This window comes from Pseudoscardovia suis, from assembly GCF_002797875.1.
Classification (GTDB): Bacteria; Actinomycetota; Actinomycetes; order Actinomycetales; family Bifidobacteriaceae; genus Pseudoscardovia; species Pseudoscardovia suis.
Window position 1 is genome coordinate 113,183 of the sequence record NZ_PGFC01000004.1, and the last position, 16,382, is coordinate 129,564.

Sequence of the window (16,382 nt, forward strand, 5' to 3'; positions counted from 1 at the left end):
CGAGCTAGTCGCGCAGCTTCTTGCCGGTGAGCGCGAGGAACACGTCGTTGAGGGTGGGCGGTTGCGATGTCACGTGGCCGATGCGCACGCCCGCCCCGTGCAAGGCATCGAGCACGTCGATGAGATTGCGGTCGCCTTGCGTGCAGACGATGGTGAGCTCGCTGCCATTGCGGTCAACGGAATCGACATGGGGGAGGGCTTCAATGGCGGAGACCGCGTCATCCGTCAGATCGGCGGCATCCACGGTGATGGTCTCGCCGGTGTCGGTCATCGCTGTGAGCTGCGTCGCCGTGCCGAGCGCCAGATGCCGGCCGCGATCCATGATGAGGATCCGGTCGCAGATCTGCTCGACCTCCTCCATGTAATGGCTCGTGTACACCACCGTGGCGCCTTGCGCATTCAGACGTTTGATGCCCTCCAGAATCGCGTTGCGGCTTTGCGGATCCACCGCCACCGTCGGCTCGTCGAAGAAAATCAACTCGGGTTTGTGCGCTATGCCACAGGCGATGTTGAGGCGGCGTAGCAATCCTCCCGACAGTTTCTTGGGGCGGAACCGGCGGTAATCCTCCAATCCCACGAATTCGATGGCTTCGTCCACGAGTTGCGCGCGGCGGGTGCGGTCAGGCACATACAGCGAACAGAAGTAATCAATGTTTTCTTGTACGTTCAACGCATCGAACACCGCCACGTCTTGCGGCACCACGCCGATGCGCCGACGCAGCTCGTAGGATCTGGGCGTCATGCGCTCGCCGAGGATCGTGATGCTCCCCGATTCGAAGGTGAGCAGGCCGAGCATGCAGCGGATCGCCGTCGTCTTGCCTGATCCGTTGGGGCCAAGAAGTCCGAAAATCTCGCCGTCGTGCACCATGAGGTCAAAGGAGTCCAGCGCTAGCATGTCGCCATAGGATTTCGTTAGGCCTTCGACGTTGATGGCCTCGGTCTTCTCTGACGTGCTGGAATGGAGCGGGGTTGTGCTTTCCATAAAACCATTGTTGCATGGAACCATGCTTCGCGGGCGGTTGCGTGTCCCACGGGCGTGGCCGTTGGGAATTGCCGCGGAGCGTGGCCGTTCCATGGCTTGTGATATCTTGTTAAGCCTATGGCCTGCCAGAGCGGGCCCCTTTGTAGGAAAGATATTTCGTGTCTGAATTCCAATCCTTTGACAATTTTTCTGAAGACAACTCTGCCGACAACACCACTTCGTCGCGCCATGCCCGTGCAGCGGAGGCAGCGGACGGACTGTTTCATCATGACGATGCCAAGCATGACGGCAAGAAACACGGCAAGCGCAACGGCGACGCCGGCAAGAAGCCATCCCACAAGTCCCATGGCAAGTCCCACAAGAAGAACGATCGCGACGCGCTGGAAATAGAACCGCAGGCTGCGGAATTCTCGGCGGATGAGATAAGCCACGACGCTGACCGCGCCGACCTTACATTCGAGCAGCTCGGTGTGCCGCAGCCCATCGTGGACGTGCTCGCCAAGGATGGCAAGGTCACCGCATTCCCCATCCAAGCGGACACGCTGCCTGATTCGCTGTCCGGGCGCGACATCCTCGGCCGCGGCCGCACGGGTTCGGGCAAGACGCTGGCCTTCGCCATCCCGCTTGTTACGCGGCTTGGGCAGGGAAGCGGCGCCGCAGCGATGCGTGATTTCAAGCGTTTGAAGAAGGCCGGGAAGGCGGCGGACCTGCGCCTGCCGCATCCGCGTGGCATGGTGCTCGCCCCCACCCGTGAGCTCGTCAATCAGATCGACGAGGTCATCCAGCCTCTTGCACACGCCTATGGCATGAAAACCGTCACGATTTACGGCGGCGTCAAGCAGGGTCGCCAGGTTGACAAGCTGCGCCGCGGCGCCGACATTGTGCTCGCGTGCCCTGGGCGTCTCGAAGACCTGCTGGGCCAGGGATTGCTCACACTCGAGGGCGTGGAAGTCAGCGTGCTTGACGAGGCCGACGAAATGGCGGACATGGGCTTCCTGCCTGCCGTGACGCGCCTTCTGGAGCAAACCGACCCGCACGGGCAGCGCATGCTGTTTTCGGCGACGCTTGACCATGGCGTCGACAAGGTGGTCGAACAGTTCCTCACCGATGCCAAGGTGCATGCGGTCGCGGATTCCGACGAACCCGTGGACACGATGACGCACCACCTGTTCGCCGTCACCCAAGGCAACAAGCATGAGGTGATTCGCGAGCTGGCGAGCGGCATGGGCAAGCGCATTTTCTTCACGCGCACGAAGTTCCAGGCGCAGAAGATGGCCAAGAAGCTCATCCAGCAGGGCATTCCTGCAGTCGACCTGCAAGGCAATCTGTCGCAAAACAAGCGCGACCGCAACCTTGCTGCGTTCGCTGACGGCACTGTGCGCGTGCTGGTCGCCACCGATGTGGCGGCACGCGGCATCGATGTGAACGGCGTGGAACTCGTGGTGCAGACCGAGCCGCCGAAAGACCCCAAGTCGTTCCAGCATCGTTCCGGCCGCACCGCGCGCGCCGGCAACAGCGGCGACGTGGTGACCCTCGTGCTGCCTGACCAGCGCAAGCTCGCAAGGAATCTGTTCCGCAAGGCCGGCATCGAGGTCGAACCGGTGGAGGTCACTCCCGGCAGCGACGAGATCGAGGCGCTGGTGGGCGAGCATGCGCCGCTGGTGGAAGGCTGGAGCCTGCAAGGCGTGCTGGACGCCCAGAAGGCCGCCAAGAAGGAAGCGCAGAAAGCGCAGAAGGAAGCGAAGGCTGAGAAGGAAGCGCAAAAGGCTGCGCGTAAGGCCTCCAAGAAGGCGCACGGAAAGTCCTCTGGCAAGAAGCGTTCCGATGGTGGCGAGGACGTTGCGTTTGCCAAGCGTGGCAAGGCTGCGGCGGGCAATCGTGCGGCGGAGCGCCATGGGCACAAGCATGACCGTGACGACCGCTGGGATGACCGCCGTGACGACCGTCGCGATGACCGTCACAGCAAGCGGAATCGCCGTGATGACCGCCGTGATGACCGCCGCGGTGGTTTCCGCGATGATGGATTCCAGGATTTCGGTCCCCAGCGTGGGCGCAAGGGCAAGCATCATCATGATGATGCGAATTTCGAATACGGGCGCGCCGAGTATGAGCGTTCGCAGCGCGAACGTGGCTGGGATCGAGATGATCGCGACAATGACGGCCGTCACGACCGCAGCGATTATGTCGATTTCGGCAAGCGTGGCGGGGCGCGCGGCGGCAAGCATGGTGGACGCAAGGGCAACGGCGGCAACGGTCACGGCAACAGCCGCGGTGGTCGCGGCGGTGTGCGTTCGTTCGGCGGTTCGCGCGGCGGTGGCAAGCGCGGTGGCAATTATGGTGGCCGTGGCAATGGTGGCCGTGGCTTCTCGCGCGGCAGGCACTGACCATGACTGACGGTTCGCGGGCGGGCAGTCTGCAGGCTGACGGTGTGCAGACTGACGTTTTGCAAGCTGGAGGGTCGCAGACTAGCGGTTTGCATTCCGATGGCCTGCAGGCGGGGGATTCGCAGGCTGACTATTTTCGCGAGTGCTCTGAGCAGGCCGACCGCATGGCCATCAGCCTGCTCGGCAGCCTGATCGTGCGTGATTTCGACGATGGCACGCGCATTGTCGCGCGCATCGTGGAGACGGAAGCATACGATCAGACCGACCCGGCGAGCCATACATACCATGGGCGTAGTCAACGCAACCGCGCGATGTTTGGGCCGGCGCGTCACGCCTACATCTATGTGAGCCATGGCATACACCATTGCATGAACGTGACCGCTGGTCCTGATGGTTTCGGCGCCGGCGCCTTGGTGCGCGCCGCACAGGTAGTGGAAGGCGTGCCGGCGGCGATTCACAACCGTGGTGGGCGTGACGGCAAGGCGTTGGCGAACGGTCCGGCAAAACTGTGCCAAGCGCTGGGCATCGGCATGGACCTGTATGGCCATGACCTGGATCAACCGCCGCTGCGCGTGGTGGATGCGCCGCTGCGTGACGGCGAACGCATCGTGTGCAGTCCCCGCATTGGCATCAGCAAGGCGAAGGAACGCAGGCGCCGTTATTTCATTGATTCCGATCCATGCGTGTCAGCCAGCCCGTTCAATCGGGATGCACAGCTTATTGTGATTCATGACGCTGGCCAGCAAGATGCTGGATGGATGGGTTCAACACACGCAGTTTCACAGGAGCGCATGATGCTTAGCAATGATGAACGCGGCAATGGCATACAGGTCGATGGCACGCAGGTCAATGGCGCGCAGATCAATAGTGAACACGGTGACGGCAAAGTGAAAGACAGCAAAGTGAAAGACGGCAAAGGTCTCGCGATTCCCGTTGTCTCCATCAAACGTGCCTACGCGCAGCCGCAGGAATCCGACGGTTTTCGCGTGCTCGTCGACCGTCTGTGGCCCCGCGGCACGTCCAAGGCGAAGGCGTGCATCGATGCGTGGGTCAAGGATGTGGCGCCGTCCAAGGAACTGCGCACATGGTTCGCGCACATTCCCGAACGCTTCCCTGAATTTGCCGAGCGCTATGCGGGCGAGCTCGATGCCAATCCCGAAGGCATTGAGCGGCTGCGGCAGGCATGGGCGGGAAGCGCGCGTGTGACACTGGTATTCGCCGCCAAAGACGAGGCGTACAACAACGCTGTGGTGTTGCGCGATTATCTTGTGCGTCAAGGATTCGCCCGCGAACAGTAGCAGGGACTGCGCTGGCACGGTGGTTGCGGCACAGCGGTTGCGCAGTGGTTGCGGCACGGTAATCGTATTCATGGCAATTGCATTCGTCAGGATGGCGATTGCGGTGCGTGTGTCTGGTCTCCAGTCCAGACCTAGGACGTAAAGTCACGTGTCGGCGATGCTACCTGTGCTGGACGGGAAGACTGTGCGCAATCTTCCATGAATTCCCGTGAGATCGGCCTGAGCATTCGATATGAAATCAATCGATCGACCAATCAACCAGTTAATCAATGAACCAGGGATTCTGCTATCCAGGATTCCCCTAGATTCATCAGGAGCGTATTCATGACCTCACGGCAGCCCCAGCAATCCCAGCAAACACAACAGTGGGAACGGGAACGACAGACACAGGAACAGCAGACACGGACCGGCACATCCGTCGCGCCATTGCAGGAACCCACCCGCACCGCACCGAACTTCGCAGCGCCCGCCGCTGCCGCATCCCATGTGCCGCTGCGCACCAAACTCGCTATCGTCTCGGTAGGCCTGCTGTCATTCGTTGGCATTCTCACCGAAACCTCGATGAACGTCACATTCCCCACGCTCATGGTGCAGATGGGCGTCTCGCTCGCCACCGTGCAGTGGCTCACCACCGGCTATCTGCTGCTTGTCACCATCGTGATGAGCACCACGGCGTATGTGCTCAAGCGTTTTGGCGCTCGCAGCCTGTTCATCTTCGCGCTCGCCATGAGCGTAATCGGCACTGTGATGTGCCTGGTGGCACCGAACTTCCCCGTGCTGCTCGCCGGACGCATGTTCCAGGCGTGCGCCACGGGCATAGCCACGCCGCTCATGTACCAGCTCATTTTCACGCGCGTTCCGCTGCAGCGCATCGGCCTTTACACGGGCTTCGCCAGCGTCATCATTTCACTCGCCCCCGCGCTGGGGCCCACTTACGGTGGCGTGCTGACGAGCATGTGGTCGTGGCGCACCATCTTTTCCGGCGTGCTGCCGTTGCTGGTGCTCATCGCCATCGCTGGACTGGTGAGCGTGCGCGACGGCGCGGCAAGACAGCGGCCAAGCGGCTTGGCATTCGACGCCGTGGGTGTGGCGTTGCTTGCTGTCACCTTCACCTCCGTGCTCGTCACTTTCGATGCCGCCGGCGTTGGCGGCTGGACGGCGCCAGGATTTTGGATCGGCGTCGTGGCGTGCGCAGTGCTCATCGGCTTGGTTGTATGGCATGCCAAGCGTGGCACGCGCAGGATCTTCGATTACTCGATCCTTGGCATTCGCGCCGTGCGCCTGAGGCTTTTTAGCTATGTGGGATTGCAGTTCATCAACATCGGCATGTCGTTCATCCTGCCGCTGTACGCGCAGAACGTGCTCGGCGCCACGGCAATGCAGGCGGGGCTCATGCTGCTTCCCGGCGCGCTGCTGGGCGCGGTGGCGTCTCCCGTGGCGGGACGTTTCTATGACCGGCATGGCGCGCGTGGACCGCTCGGTCTGAGCGTGGCGCTTGTCTGCGCGGCTCTTGCGCTGATGCTCGCGTTCACGCATTCGTTCACGCTGGTGCTCATGGGTGTGCTCTATGCGCTGCTGCGCGTGGGCTTCAACACTGGTTTCGGCGTGACGATGTCGGATGCCAGCACCCATGTCGCCGGGCCCGCCAAATCAGATCTCAATTCGCTGTTTTCGATGATGCAGCAGTTCGCGGGATCCTTCGGCACGGCTGTCGTGTCTGCGGTGATTTCCGCCCAGACGCTTGTGCAGCCTGCGGCGGCTGGCACGGTGGATGGAAGCCGTGTCGATTTCGCGATATTGCTTGCGCTCTCCGTGTGCATGGCGGCCGCGGTCGTCGCCTCGTTCAGGCTTGCTCGGCGCGACTAACGGCGTGCGGTGGCGCGGGCTGCAATCGGCCTGAAATCGGGCTTTGATGGTGGGGTCCGAAATCGGCCTGCGATACAGTACCGGTATGAGAATCGTATTGCAGCGTGTCAGTGAAGCAAGCGTCGATGTTGTGGACCCGGCGACCAATCAGGTGGATCCGACATTTGAGAAACAGTCGATTGGCGCTGGTTACGTTCTGCTCGTCGGTGTTGCGGATACCGACGGCCAGCGTGAAATCGACTGGCTTGCCCGCAAAATCGTGAATCTGCGGGTGTTCGAGGATTCCGATGGTCGCATGAACGAGTCGATTGCCCAACATGACGGCGCAATCCTGTCAATCTCCCAATTCACCCTGTATGGGAACATCCGCAAGGGGAACCGGCCAAGTTTCATCAACGCAGGCGAGCCGGAACACGCCAAGCGCATCTGGCTCGCTTTCAATGATGCGCTGCGGGCGCAGGGACTCACGGTCAAGGAAGGGCGTTTCGGCGCGCATATGCGGGTGTCGTTGCTCAACGATGGACCGGTGACGCTGATGATCGACACGGCGGAGCTGCTGGGGGACTAGCGGACTCCTGTCGGTTTTGAACTCATGACGGCCGTGTCCGGAAGCCATCGCTAACACCGAGTTCGACGGCTTATCCGTAGGTAGAGGCATGGCAGGAAGTCATGCAGCTGTGTCAGACGTCGTTTCGGACGGCAATGTGTGAGTGTCGGCTGGCACATTGGGGTGTGGATGGGGTGTGTGGTTGGTGTCGGGTTTGTGGGAGTGGCTGTTTTCTGCGGTTGTTGTGTTTTGGGAGTGTCCGTTGCTTGGCTATGTGTGAGGGTCGGCTTGCACATTGCGGACGATGTGGGGTGGATGGTGCTTTGGATGCAGGTTTCTGGTGGCTATGTGTGAGTGTCGGCTGGCGCTTAAGTGGGAGTTGCGTTTGGATCCGGGCCTATGTGTGAGTGGTGACTGGCACATTGTGGGGTAGGTGGGGTGCTGGTCTGGTGGTGGAACTGTGGGAGTGGCTGTTTTCCGCGGTTGTTGTGTTTTGGGAGTGTCCGTTGCTTGGCTATGTGTGAGTGTCGGCCGGCACATTGTGGGGCGGTGCGGGGTGTGCGGCGCTTTGGGTACAGGTATTGGCGGTTATGTGTGAGTGGTGGCTGGCACATTGCGGGGTAGGCGATGTGCGGCCGTGGGGAATGAGATTCGGGGTTTTGTTGAGAAATGGCCCAGATAAGTCATGCATCCGAGAAACGTTGCAATCGCAACGAAAAAACCCTGCAGGCATTGTGTCTGCAGGGTTTTGAGAATCGTAGGGCCGCTGGGACTTGAACCCAGGACCAACGTCTTATAAGGACGCTGCTCTAACCGACTGAGCTACGGCCCCGTGCGGATGGGCTGGCGACGCGTGCGCGGGAAAACCCATGCGTGGCGTTCATCGATGCATCCGTACGCAGATATCATACACATCCCCAAGTCATGTCTGTCGCCGGACTGCTGCGAACACTGTCGTCGGCTGGCTGCGCGCACCGTCGCCGGACGGTTGTGTGCAATACGGCTGGGCGGTCGTGGACGGAGCTGAGTACTATGGCAAAAGAAGCTGGAAAACCGATTGCGCTGTGTGCGCAGAGGGGGACGTTATGCCTTACAGTGATGATGCTTCGCAACAGCGAGATGATTCTGCCGACACCCAGGCGACGCAGGCTTACAATCCCTTCGCAGAAACGATGGCGGGGGAAGAGATGCCAATAGCGGCAACGTCCGTACCTGCCCCTGCGACCACACAGCAGGTGTCGGGTCTGCCCCATACACCGGTTGCACAGTCCATGCCTGCGCCAGCATCGGTGCCAGCCGCGCCAACACCCGATCCGATCTCGTCTTCCTTCCCCATGCCTACGCAGCAGGTGCCCGCTCCGTCCAATGCGCAGCCCACGCAACCGATGCAGGAAGCGCCTACGCAGGCGATGCCACCGTTGCCCCAGCAATCCATCCCGACGCAGCAATTCGCCGCCGCCCAGACAACTCAGGCCACACAGCCTCTGCAGTCCTCCCAGGCAACGCAGCCAACCCAGCCAACACAGCCGCTGCAGGATATGGCAATGCAGCAGCTGGACGATCCCTACGCTGGCCGTCGCATGGCGACGCAATCGATGAACTTTTCAAGCCGTCCGTCCGTGCTTCCCCGGTCGGCGAGCGAAGATGCCCTGATGGGAGCCACCGGCGTGGTGGGCGCTCCCATCGGGTCGGCGCAGGCGCGGGATGCCGCAGAAACCCAGGTGATGCAGCCCACCGTCTCCGTGCCGCCGACCATGCCAATGACCGCCGGACAGACGCAGACGATAGCCTATGGGCAGAATCCCTATGCTGCGGTTGCTCCCACTCCCGATGCGGATGCCGCTGATGCTGCGACCATGGCGTATGGCGGGCGCATTCCCCGTTCTGCACAATCCGCCCGCATGTCATCCACGGCCACCCCGGGCTATGCGGGCGACGAGGATTCCGTATCGATGGAGAGCGCCCCGGCTTACGGCACGCAGACTTTCGGCACCATGCCGCCCGTTTCGGCTGATGCAACCGGCTATGGTCAGCAGAGCGTCGCAGCCAATCGCCAAGGCTCCAATCCGTCTGATGAATTCACCGCCATCGTGGGTTCCGATGATTCGTCGAGCCATTCCTCCCATCGCGATGAGGGATCATCGTCCACTGGCAAAACCGCCCGCGTGATTGCCATCATCGTCGTGGTAGTGCTTGTTATCGTGGGGATTGCCGTGGCATTGAGCCGCAAATCCAAGTCAAATCCGGGGCAGGTCGCGTCATCATCGGCAAATGCAACGACTTCGCTTGCCTCATGCCAGGAATCCGTGAACCGATACAATGATTCGCGCAACCGTTGGAACAGCGTCGTGTCGGAAGCTTCCGCGACGTCGGCAATCACAGCAGACCAAGTGCAGGATGCTTCCACGGTCGCCAATCTGCAGCTTGCGCTCAAGGCGACGGTGCCTGACCTAACCCAATGCGATACCTCCGCCACGGACACGCAGCTTCAGCAGACCACCAGCCTTAACAATGATGCGGCGGATACTTTGCAAAAGAATGCGGATGCCGTGACCGCCGCCGCGCAGAAAGTCACGGATTCCAAGTCCGCGAAGGATTCCGCCGATGCTTCCGCTTCGGCTGAGGCGTCGCAGCAACAGCAGCAGGAGGAAGCGCAGCAGCTGGCGCAGGCGCAAACCGACCTCAAGACTGCAATCGACGCCGCCAACGCCCAGCTTTCCGAAGCCCAGCAGCGGTTGGGGCCCACGGATCCGAACGTGCAGCAGTTCCAGCAAGAGATCGCCGCTTCGCAGCAGGTGCTCAACAACTCCTCGGCGGATTATGCGACGGTGACTGGCAGCACGAACACACTGACTAGCGCGACGTCCTACATGAAGCGGCAGGTGGACTCGGCGACGGTGAGCGCCGCCCCTGATACCAATCCGCAGCCTCAGCCGAGCGAGCAAACGCAGCAAGACCAGCAGACCCAGTCAGATCAGGGAAGCGAGTCAAACCAGCAGGAGTCGGCGAATCAGGGGCAGTAATGGTGAAAGCCCTAGGGCTGGCCAGCACCCTAGGGCAAATTAGAAACCGCAGAGCGAATTGGAAACCGCAGCCGATTCGCTCTGCCATCGTGCGGACCGGGCCCCTGCGGCTTGCAGCCCTGCGGTTCGAGGCTTTGCCGCCCTGCGCCCCTGCGGACCGATGGCGCGACCCCGTGAGATCGGCGCCCCGACGCCTCAGTACAGCTCTTCGAAGATCTTGAGCACGCGCTTCTCGTCGAGGGGCACGAAATTGTTCTTCATCAGGCGGTGCTGCGTGGTCATCACGCGGTGCGTGAACTCCGGCAGGTCCTCGCGCGTCACGCCATACTCATGCAGCGCCTTCTTGGGCAGCAGCTGGTTGATGAGCTTCTCCAACTCGTCGTAGACCACGGCATCGTCGCATCCGAGTATCTGCGCGATGAAGTGATTCATCGTGGCAATCTCGCCATCGGACTTGATCTCCATGTAATTGCGCAGCACGCCGGTGAACATCGCGTAGTTCGATTCGCCGTGCGGCACGTGGTATTTGCCTCCCAGCTGGTAGCTGAGGGCGTGCACGGCAGCGCAGCCGCCCGTTTCGAAGCTCAGCCCCGCGTAGTCCGAGGCGATGAGGAAGTCGCTCATCAGTTCGTTGCGCTTGGCGCGGCGTTCCGGCGAACCTGCGGGTCCGGCGGCGGCAATCTGCATGTATCCGCTGATGATCATCTTCATGGCTTGGTAGCCAAACAGCTTTGTGTATGGCGTGGCGTTGGGCGACAGCGTGGATTCGACGGAATGCACGAGCGCGTCCATCGAGCTGGTTGCGAATACATGGTCGGGCAGGCCGTAGAGCAGCTCGGGGATGAGCACGGCGTCATCGGCGAACATCTCGGGGCTGGCGATGCCGGCCTTGCTTCCCAGACGCGTGCGGTTGATGGCGGCGATCTCCGTCACTTCGCTGCCGGTGCCGCAGGTGGTGGGCACGAGCACAAGGCTGACGGTGCGCTTGTAATCGGGCAGATGGTCGATCACCGAGTCAATGTCGTCGCCGCCTGCGACCGCCACGACCTTCGACATATCCATGACTGCGCCGCCGCCGATGGCGATGATGCGGTTGTAGTCGAACGCCGAGGCATCCTTGAGGATCGCGTCAATCATCTCATCCGTGGGCTCCTGCGAGCCGTACTTGTCGACGGTGAGCACGGATGCTCCGTTGAGCACCGGTTCGAGGAACTGCTTGCGCACGAAGTCGATGGTGACGACGAGGTCATCGGGGCCGAGTGCGAATTCCTCGGCGAATTCCTTGACGGTGGGGAATTCGTGAATGTAGTTGGGGCCAGTGGTGAGCATCTTCATGATGGTCTTCTTTCGGTTGTATTGGCGGGGGATTGGTCAGGATTGGTAAGGATTGGTAAGGATTGATGGGGAATTGATGACGGATTGCTAGACGATTGATGATGGGCGGGTGGTTTGTTGGGCTTTGCGAAGATACGCGAAGACCGGCCACGCCGTGCGGTTATCGCTGGCGGCGTCGTCATCGTTGCGTGGCGCCGACAGCGTTGCGTGGCGCCGACAACGCCGTGCGATAATCGCGGCTGCTTATGCTTCATCCGCGCTGTATTCCGGCGGATCCTTGCGCAATCCCTTCGTGAGGAACAGCAGCACGACGACGCCGATGGCAAGCCATGCCAAGCCCAGCGCAAGGGCATTGGAGTCCAGATGGATGAGCAGATAGAAGCAGAACATCGCGCCGAAGGAGGGAAAGATCACGTTGCGCAGCGCGCCGTGGGGGAAGTTCTCCGCGCGGTCCTTGCGGGACGCCTTCGCATAGGCGACGATGAGCGAGACATTGACGAGGGTGAAGGATGTGAAAGCGCCGAAGTTCACGAACGACGTGGATGTGGACACATCCATGCACAGTGCGATGAGGCCGACGGCGGCGATGATGAGGATGCACGGCACGGGGGTGTTGAAACGCTTGCTCAGGTGGCCGAACACCTTGCGCGGGAGCACACCGTCCCTGCCCATCACATACATGAGGCGGGAGGCGCTCGCCTGCGTGGCGATGCCAGAGGTGAACTGACCCACGCACAGGCCGGCGACGAAGATGGATGTGAACAGGTTGCCGCCGATTGTCATTGCGATTTCATATGCGGCGGAGGAGGAATCCGCGAACATGCCGCCGGGATGCACGAGCTGGGTGAAGTATGCAACGCCGATGAAGATGAGGCCGCCGATCACGGCGATGAGCATGATGGCGCGTGGCATCGTGCGCTTGGGGTCCTTGGTTTCTTCGCTCATTGTGGTCACGGCGTCGAATCCCAGGAACGAGTATGCGGCGACGGCGGCGCCGGCGACCATCGCGGTGAGCGACGAGCCTTGGCCGGTGAACGGCGAGAGGCTCAGCAGCGTGCCGGTGCCTGTGCCGCCCATGACGGAGCGAATGGAAAGTCCCACGAACGTGGCGATGACAATCGCCTGGAACACCATGAGCACGAAGTTGATCTTGTCGGCCACGTTGATGCCGACGATGTTGATGGCGGTATTGAGCGCGATGTAACCGATGATCCACGCCCACATCGGCACCGCCGGGATCAGCGCGTTGAGGTATGACGCGCCGATGAGCCACACGACCATGGGCAGGAACATATAGTCGAGCAGCACAGCCCATCCCACGAGGAATCCCAGCTTGCGGCTGATTGTCTTGCCCACGTAGGTGTAGGCGCTGCCTGATTCGGGGTGGAGCACCGACATGCGGCCATAGCTGTTGGCGGTGAAGAGCATGGCGATTGTGGCGAGCAGGTAGCTCATGGCAGCGGCGCCGTGCGAATCCTTGGCAATGACGCCGAACGTGCCAAGGGCGATGATGGGCGTCATGTATGCCAGGCCCATGAGCGTGACGGAACGCAGGTTCATCGTGCGCTTGAGTCCTGTGCCGCTTTCGGCGGTGGTGGATTGCGTGGTGTCGCGGGTGAGACCGCCGAGGTCGATGATGGAACTCGTGGCGGACTCCGGGATGGTTCCCGGTCCGATCAGTTGTGCTGTCATGGTGTCTCCTTTCGATTGCTCTTCACGGTGTGCTCTATGCGTCGTGTGGTGTGCGGTATGGGTGTGAAGTCTGTGATGTGTTGTGTGGTGTGTGGTGTTGTGTGGTGTGGGGTAGGGGTGTTGTTTGTGGTATGGCGGTATCAGGTGGCGCGCGGTATCAGGTGGCGGTGATGGCGGTGTGCCGCGGGTGCCAGGATTGCGGATCGATGCGCCCGCCATACAACGGCAGGGGAACCGGCAGATCCTCGGGGTGGAACTGATGCCATATGCGGTTCAGGCCGAGCGTGCCATGTTCCTGCGTGCGCCGCGTGGCGCCAAGGTCGATGGTGCGAATCAGCAGGCCGGGCGTGGCGCCTTCCATCGCCGCGATGACGTCGCCTTCGGGGCTGACCAGCAGCGAGCTGCCATAGCCTTCCGGTTCCGGGGCGTTGAGGCTGAGCACGAACGTCTGGTTCGCAATGGCGTTGGCTCGTGCGAGCACGAGTTCCTGCGCGCGGTCCGGGGTGGTGGTGCGCACGAGGTTGATGATGAGGTCGGCGCCCATCCACGCCAGATTGCGGCTGATTTCGGGGAACCACGCGTCGTAGCAGATCGTGAGCCCGAGGCGGCCGAACCCTGGCAGGTCCACCGTCGTGAGGCTGGTGCCGGGGGTGTATTGCTCATAGGGACGCCATGGGCAGATCTTGCGGTATGCGGCGGCGAGTGTGCCGTCTGGCGCGTAAACGGGCATGGTGTTGAACACGTAGCCGCCCGGATTCTTCTCACACACGGTGCCGGGAATCAGCCACACACCCAGCTCCTTGGCGAGCGCGGCGAAGTTGTCTGAGAGCTCGTCGTGCAGGTCGGTCGCTGCGGAGCGTTCCATTGTGTGTCGTTCGTCGTCCGTCATGCCGGGCGTGCCGAACAGGTGCATTTCGGGGAAGGCGATGAGCTGTGGCGTGCGGCCTTCCGCGCCGGTCTCATGGGCGATGTGACGCACCGAGTTGGCGAAGCAGCCGAACGGGCGGCCAATGGGCAGCTGACTGTATTGCGCCATTGCGATGGTGATCTTGCGTGGTGTCTGCTGCGTGGCCTCGGCGACGGCGTTGATTGCTGCCTGGGGTGTGGGGATTGCCTGTGTCATCGTTCGCCTCCTTGGTGGTGTGTTCTGTGGCCGTGGTTTGTGGTTTGCGGTATTGCCGCTTGCGGGCTGCGGCCTGCTGTGTTTTGGCTGGCGCTGGGTGTTTCCATTGCCTGACACTTGAGAAATTAGAGGGACGGGTGATGGTAATCGATGGACGGAATGGATAAAATAGGGTGTGTTCGAGGACGTTCCGTCCATTCGTAACATCGATGGCAGGAGGCCGATACATGTCCGTAACACTGAGCGATTTGCTGGCGGAATCCGCCTTGGGGCTTTCGCTGGTGGTGAGCGGTGACCCGGGCGCACTCGACGCGCCGATCGTGTGGGTGCATTCATCGGAATCCATCGACCCCACGCCGTATCTCGAGGGCGGTGAAATGCTGCTCGTCACCGGATTGCAGTGGCCGGAGGAATTGCCACAGGAACCCCAGGGATTGCCGCAGGAGCGGGAGGGTGCGGCGCCATCCCGCGATGCCCGGCATCTTCCCGGCGCACAACCTGCCGATCTGCAATCCTTCGACGCGCAGACGATCGCAGCGCTGCGCCAATACGCCTCCCGTCTCGCCGATGCCGGGGTGCGCGGCATCGGTTTCGGCATCGGGGTGGCACATGCGGCGATACCCCAATGGCTTGTTGACGAATGCCAGCAGACGGGTGTGCCGCTGCTCAGTGTGCCGTTGGAAACGCCATTCATCGCAATCTCCAAGCGCGTGGCGCGTGGTGTGAGCGATGGCCGCCGCCAGGAATTCGCCGCCCTGTATCACAACCAGCAGCAGCTCATCCGCTCCACCCGCCAGATCGATCCCGTGCGTGGAATCATCACGAAAACCGCGCAACTCGTCGGTGGATGGGCGGCGTTCCTCAATCCTGCGGGCAGCGTCAGGGAATCCTCCCACCACTTTTTGCCCGTGGATGTCAATGGGTTGTCCGACGCGCTCACCTTCAGCAAACTCGGTGAGGCGAAGTTCTTCCAAGCCCGCGGATACGACATCGCGGTGCTTCACGTGGCATCCGCCGACCGCATCACATTGGGCTATTTGGTGGCGGGTTGCAAAGGCGAGAAAGGCGCGCTCGACCAGACGCTGTGCGCCGAAGCGGCGACGCTGCTTGCCTTGTCGGCAGGCGGATCATCCCGCGGCATCCGCGCGCTCACGCATTTCCGTTCCGCCATGACCCGGGATTGTCTTGAGGGGCGCAGCGACGCCGTGGTGCGTTACGCCGACGACCTGTGGGGCGGCATGCCGCGCGAGCCGCTCGAGGTGCTGCGCATCATGGGCGAGGACGCGGCAGTGGAGGACGCCGCCCGTCTGTTCGAGCCCTTTGGCTCGCACATCGCCCGTTCGATGAACCCCGCCGTCTATGGCAAGCTCGACGACGAGCTGTGGGTGGTCGTGTCGCAGGGTAACGCTCCCGAGTGGCTCGGGCAGTTGGCGAAGGATTCGCGACTCACGGTAGGCGAATCGTCCGGCTGCACATGGCATGACCTGGCGCGCGCACGCCATGAGGCGTTCCAAGCGGGTTCCCAAGCGCTTGCCTCCGGGGCGAAGGCGGTGCGTTATGGCGACACCGGCGGTGCGGCGTCCTTGGAGGCGATGGTGGATCCCGCGGCGATGCGCGCTTTCGCCGATCTGCGGCTTGCTCCCATCGTCAATCTCACATTCGACCGTTCCACCGGGCCACGCAAGACGAGCATGGCTGGCGGTACCGGCGGCATGGGTGACACTGGTACCGGCGGTATCGGAGCTGGAAGCGTCGATGCGGTGCATGCGGTGGACATGGCTCATGCGGTTGACATGGCTCATGCCGCGGACGTGGTGCATGCAGTGGATGTGGTGCGCGCGTGGGTGAGTTGCCGAGGCCGTGTGGAAGAGGCGGCACGGTTGCTCGGCGTTCATCGGCACACGATGACGAAATACGTGGCGAAAGTGGGCGAGGCCCTCCACATGGAGATGGGCGACCCCGGTGTCATGGCAGAACTATGGTATGCGTGCCGTTACACGCGTTTCGGCTCCAAGCTGTGAATCAGCCCCGAGTCTGCATGGCGGTCCGTGCGGGAATCCGCCGCATTCCGCCGCATTCCTCAGCATTTCGGCCATCCAATGTTACGAATTACCGTGAAAACGTAACACAAC

Annotated in this window: 10 protein-coding genes, 1 tRNA gene and 1 pseudogene; 7 read left to right on the top strand and 5 right to left on the bottom strand. The window is 61.8% G+C overall.

Going from position 1 to position 16,382, the window contains the following annotated elements; genetic code table 11:
- Window positions 1–4: 4 nt before the first annotated feature.
- Window positions 5–982, bottom strand: coding sequence for an ABC transporter ATP-binding protein (locus CLV65_RS05955; RefSeq protein ID WP_094691451.1), 978 nt, complete (start codon window positions 980–982; stop codon window positions 5–7).
- A 386-nt stretch (window positions 983–1,368) separates the two neighbouring features.
- Here CLV65_RS05955 and CLV65_RS05960 point away from each other — a divergent pair, with 386 nt between their 5' ends.
- The 5 genes and pseudogenes from CLV65_RS05960 to dtd all read left to right on the top strand — a co-directional run bounded on the left by CLV65_RS05960 (window position 1,369) and on the right by dtd (window position 7,098).
- Complete coding sequence (locus CLV65_RS05960) at window positions 1,369–3,366, top strand: DEAD/DEAH box helicase (RefSeq protein ID WP_420848403.1); 1,998 nt, start codon at window positions 1,369–1,371, stop codon at window positions 3,364–3,366.
- 2 nt (window positions 3,367–3,368) lie between these two features.
- Window positions 3,369–4,049 (top strand): annotated as a pseudogene (locus CLV65_RS05965) (DNA-3-methyladenine glycosylase); the annotation flags it as partial.
- Between the two features lie 243 nt (window positions 4,050–4,292).
- Window positions 4,293–4,664, top strand: a complete 372-nt coding sequence (locus CLV65_RS05970) for a DUF488 domain-containing protein (RefSeq protein ID WP_244569165.1) — start codon at window positions 4,293–4,295, stop codon at window positions 4,662–4,664.
- 324 nt (window positions 4,665–4,988) lie between these two features.
- Window positions 4,989–6,530: an MFS transporter gene (locus tag CLV65_RS05975; protein ID WP_094691453.1), complete on the top strand. Its 1,542-nt coding sequence runs from the start codon at window positions 4,989–4,991 to the stop codon at window positions 6,528–6,530.
- Window positions 6,531–6,615: 85 nt separating this feature from the next.
- On the top strand, window positions 6,616–7,098 hold the full coding sequence (dtd, locus tag CLV65_RS05980) for a D-aminoacyl-tRNA deacylase (protein ID WP_094691454.1): 483 nt from the start codon (window positions 6,616–6,618) through the stop codon (window positions 7,096–7,098).
- A 737-nt stretch (window positions 7,099–7,835) separates the two neighbouring features.
- On the opposite strand, the gene CLV65_RS05985 is transcribed toward dtd, so the two are convergent.
- Window positions 7,836–7,909, bottom strand: a tRNA-Ile gene (locus CLV65_RS05985).
- Window positions 7,910–8,162: 253 nt separating this feature from the next.
- On the opposite strand from CLV65_RS05985, the gene CLV65_RS05995 reads away from it, so the two are divergent.
- Entirely contained in the window at window positions 8,163–10,100 is a 1,938-nt protein-coding gene (locus CLV65_RS05995) for a hypothetical protein (RefSeq protein ID WP_094691455.1), read from the top strand.
- A 195-nt stretch (window positions 10,101–10,295) separates the two neighbouring features.
- Here the strand turns inward: CLV65_RS05995 and CLV65_RS06000 are convergent, their stop codons facing one another.
- The 3 genes from CLV65_RS06000 to CLV65_RS06010 form a co-directional block, all read right to left on the bottom strand.
- Window positions 10,296–11,435 carry a 4-hydroxybutyrate dehydrogenase gene (locus tag CLV65_RS06000; protein ID WP_094691456.1) on the bottom strand — a complete coding sequence of 380 codons (1,140 nt, stop codon included), beginning with the start codon at window positions 11,433–11,435 and terminating at the stop codon, window positions 10,296–10,298.
- A gap of 243 nt (window positions 11,436–11,678) precedes the next feature.
- A complete protein-coding gene (locus CLV65_RS06005) occupies window positions 11,679–13,127 on the bottom strand; it encodes an APC family permease (RefSeq protein WP_094691457.1) in 1,449 nt (482 codons plus the stop codon).
- Between the two features lie 157 nt (window positions 13,128–13,284).
- Window positions 13,285–14,250, bottom strand: coding sequence for a carbon-nitrogen hydrolase family protein (locus tag CLV65_RS06010; RefSeq protein WP_211278421.1), 966 nt, complete (start codon window positions 14,248–14,250; stop codon window positions 13,285–13,287).
- A gap of 227 nt (window positions 14,251–14,477) precedes the next feature.
- On the opposite strand from CLV65_RS06010, the gene CLV65_RS06015 reads away from it, so the two are divergent.
- Complete coding sequence (locus tag CLV65_RS06015) at window positions 14,478–16,271, top strand: PucR family transcriptional regulator (RefSeq protein WP_100346284.1); 1,794 nt, start codon at window positions 14,478–14,480, stop codon at window positions 16,269–16,271.
- Window positions 16,272–16,382: the final 111 nt, after the last annotated feature.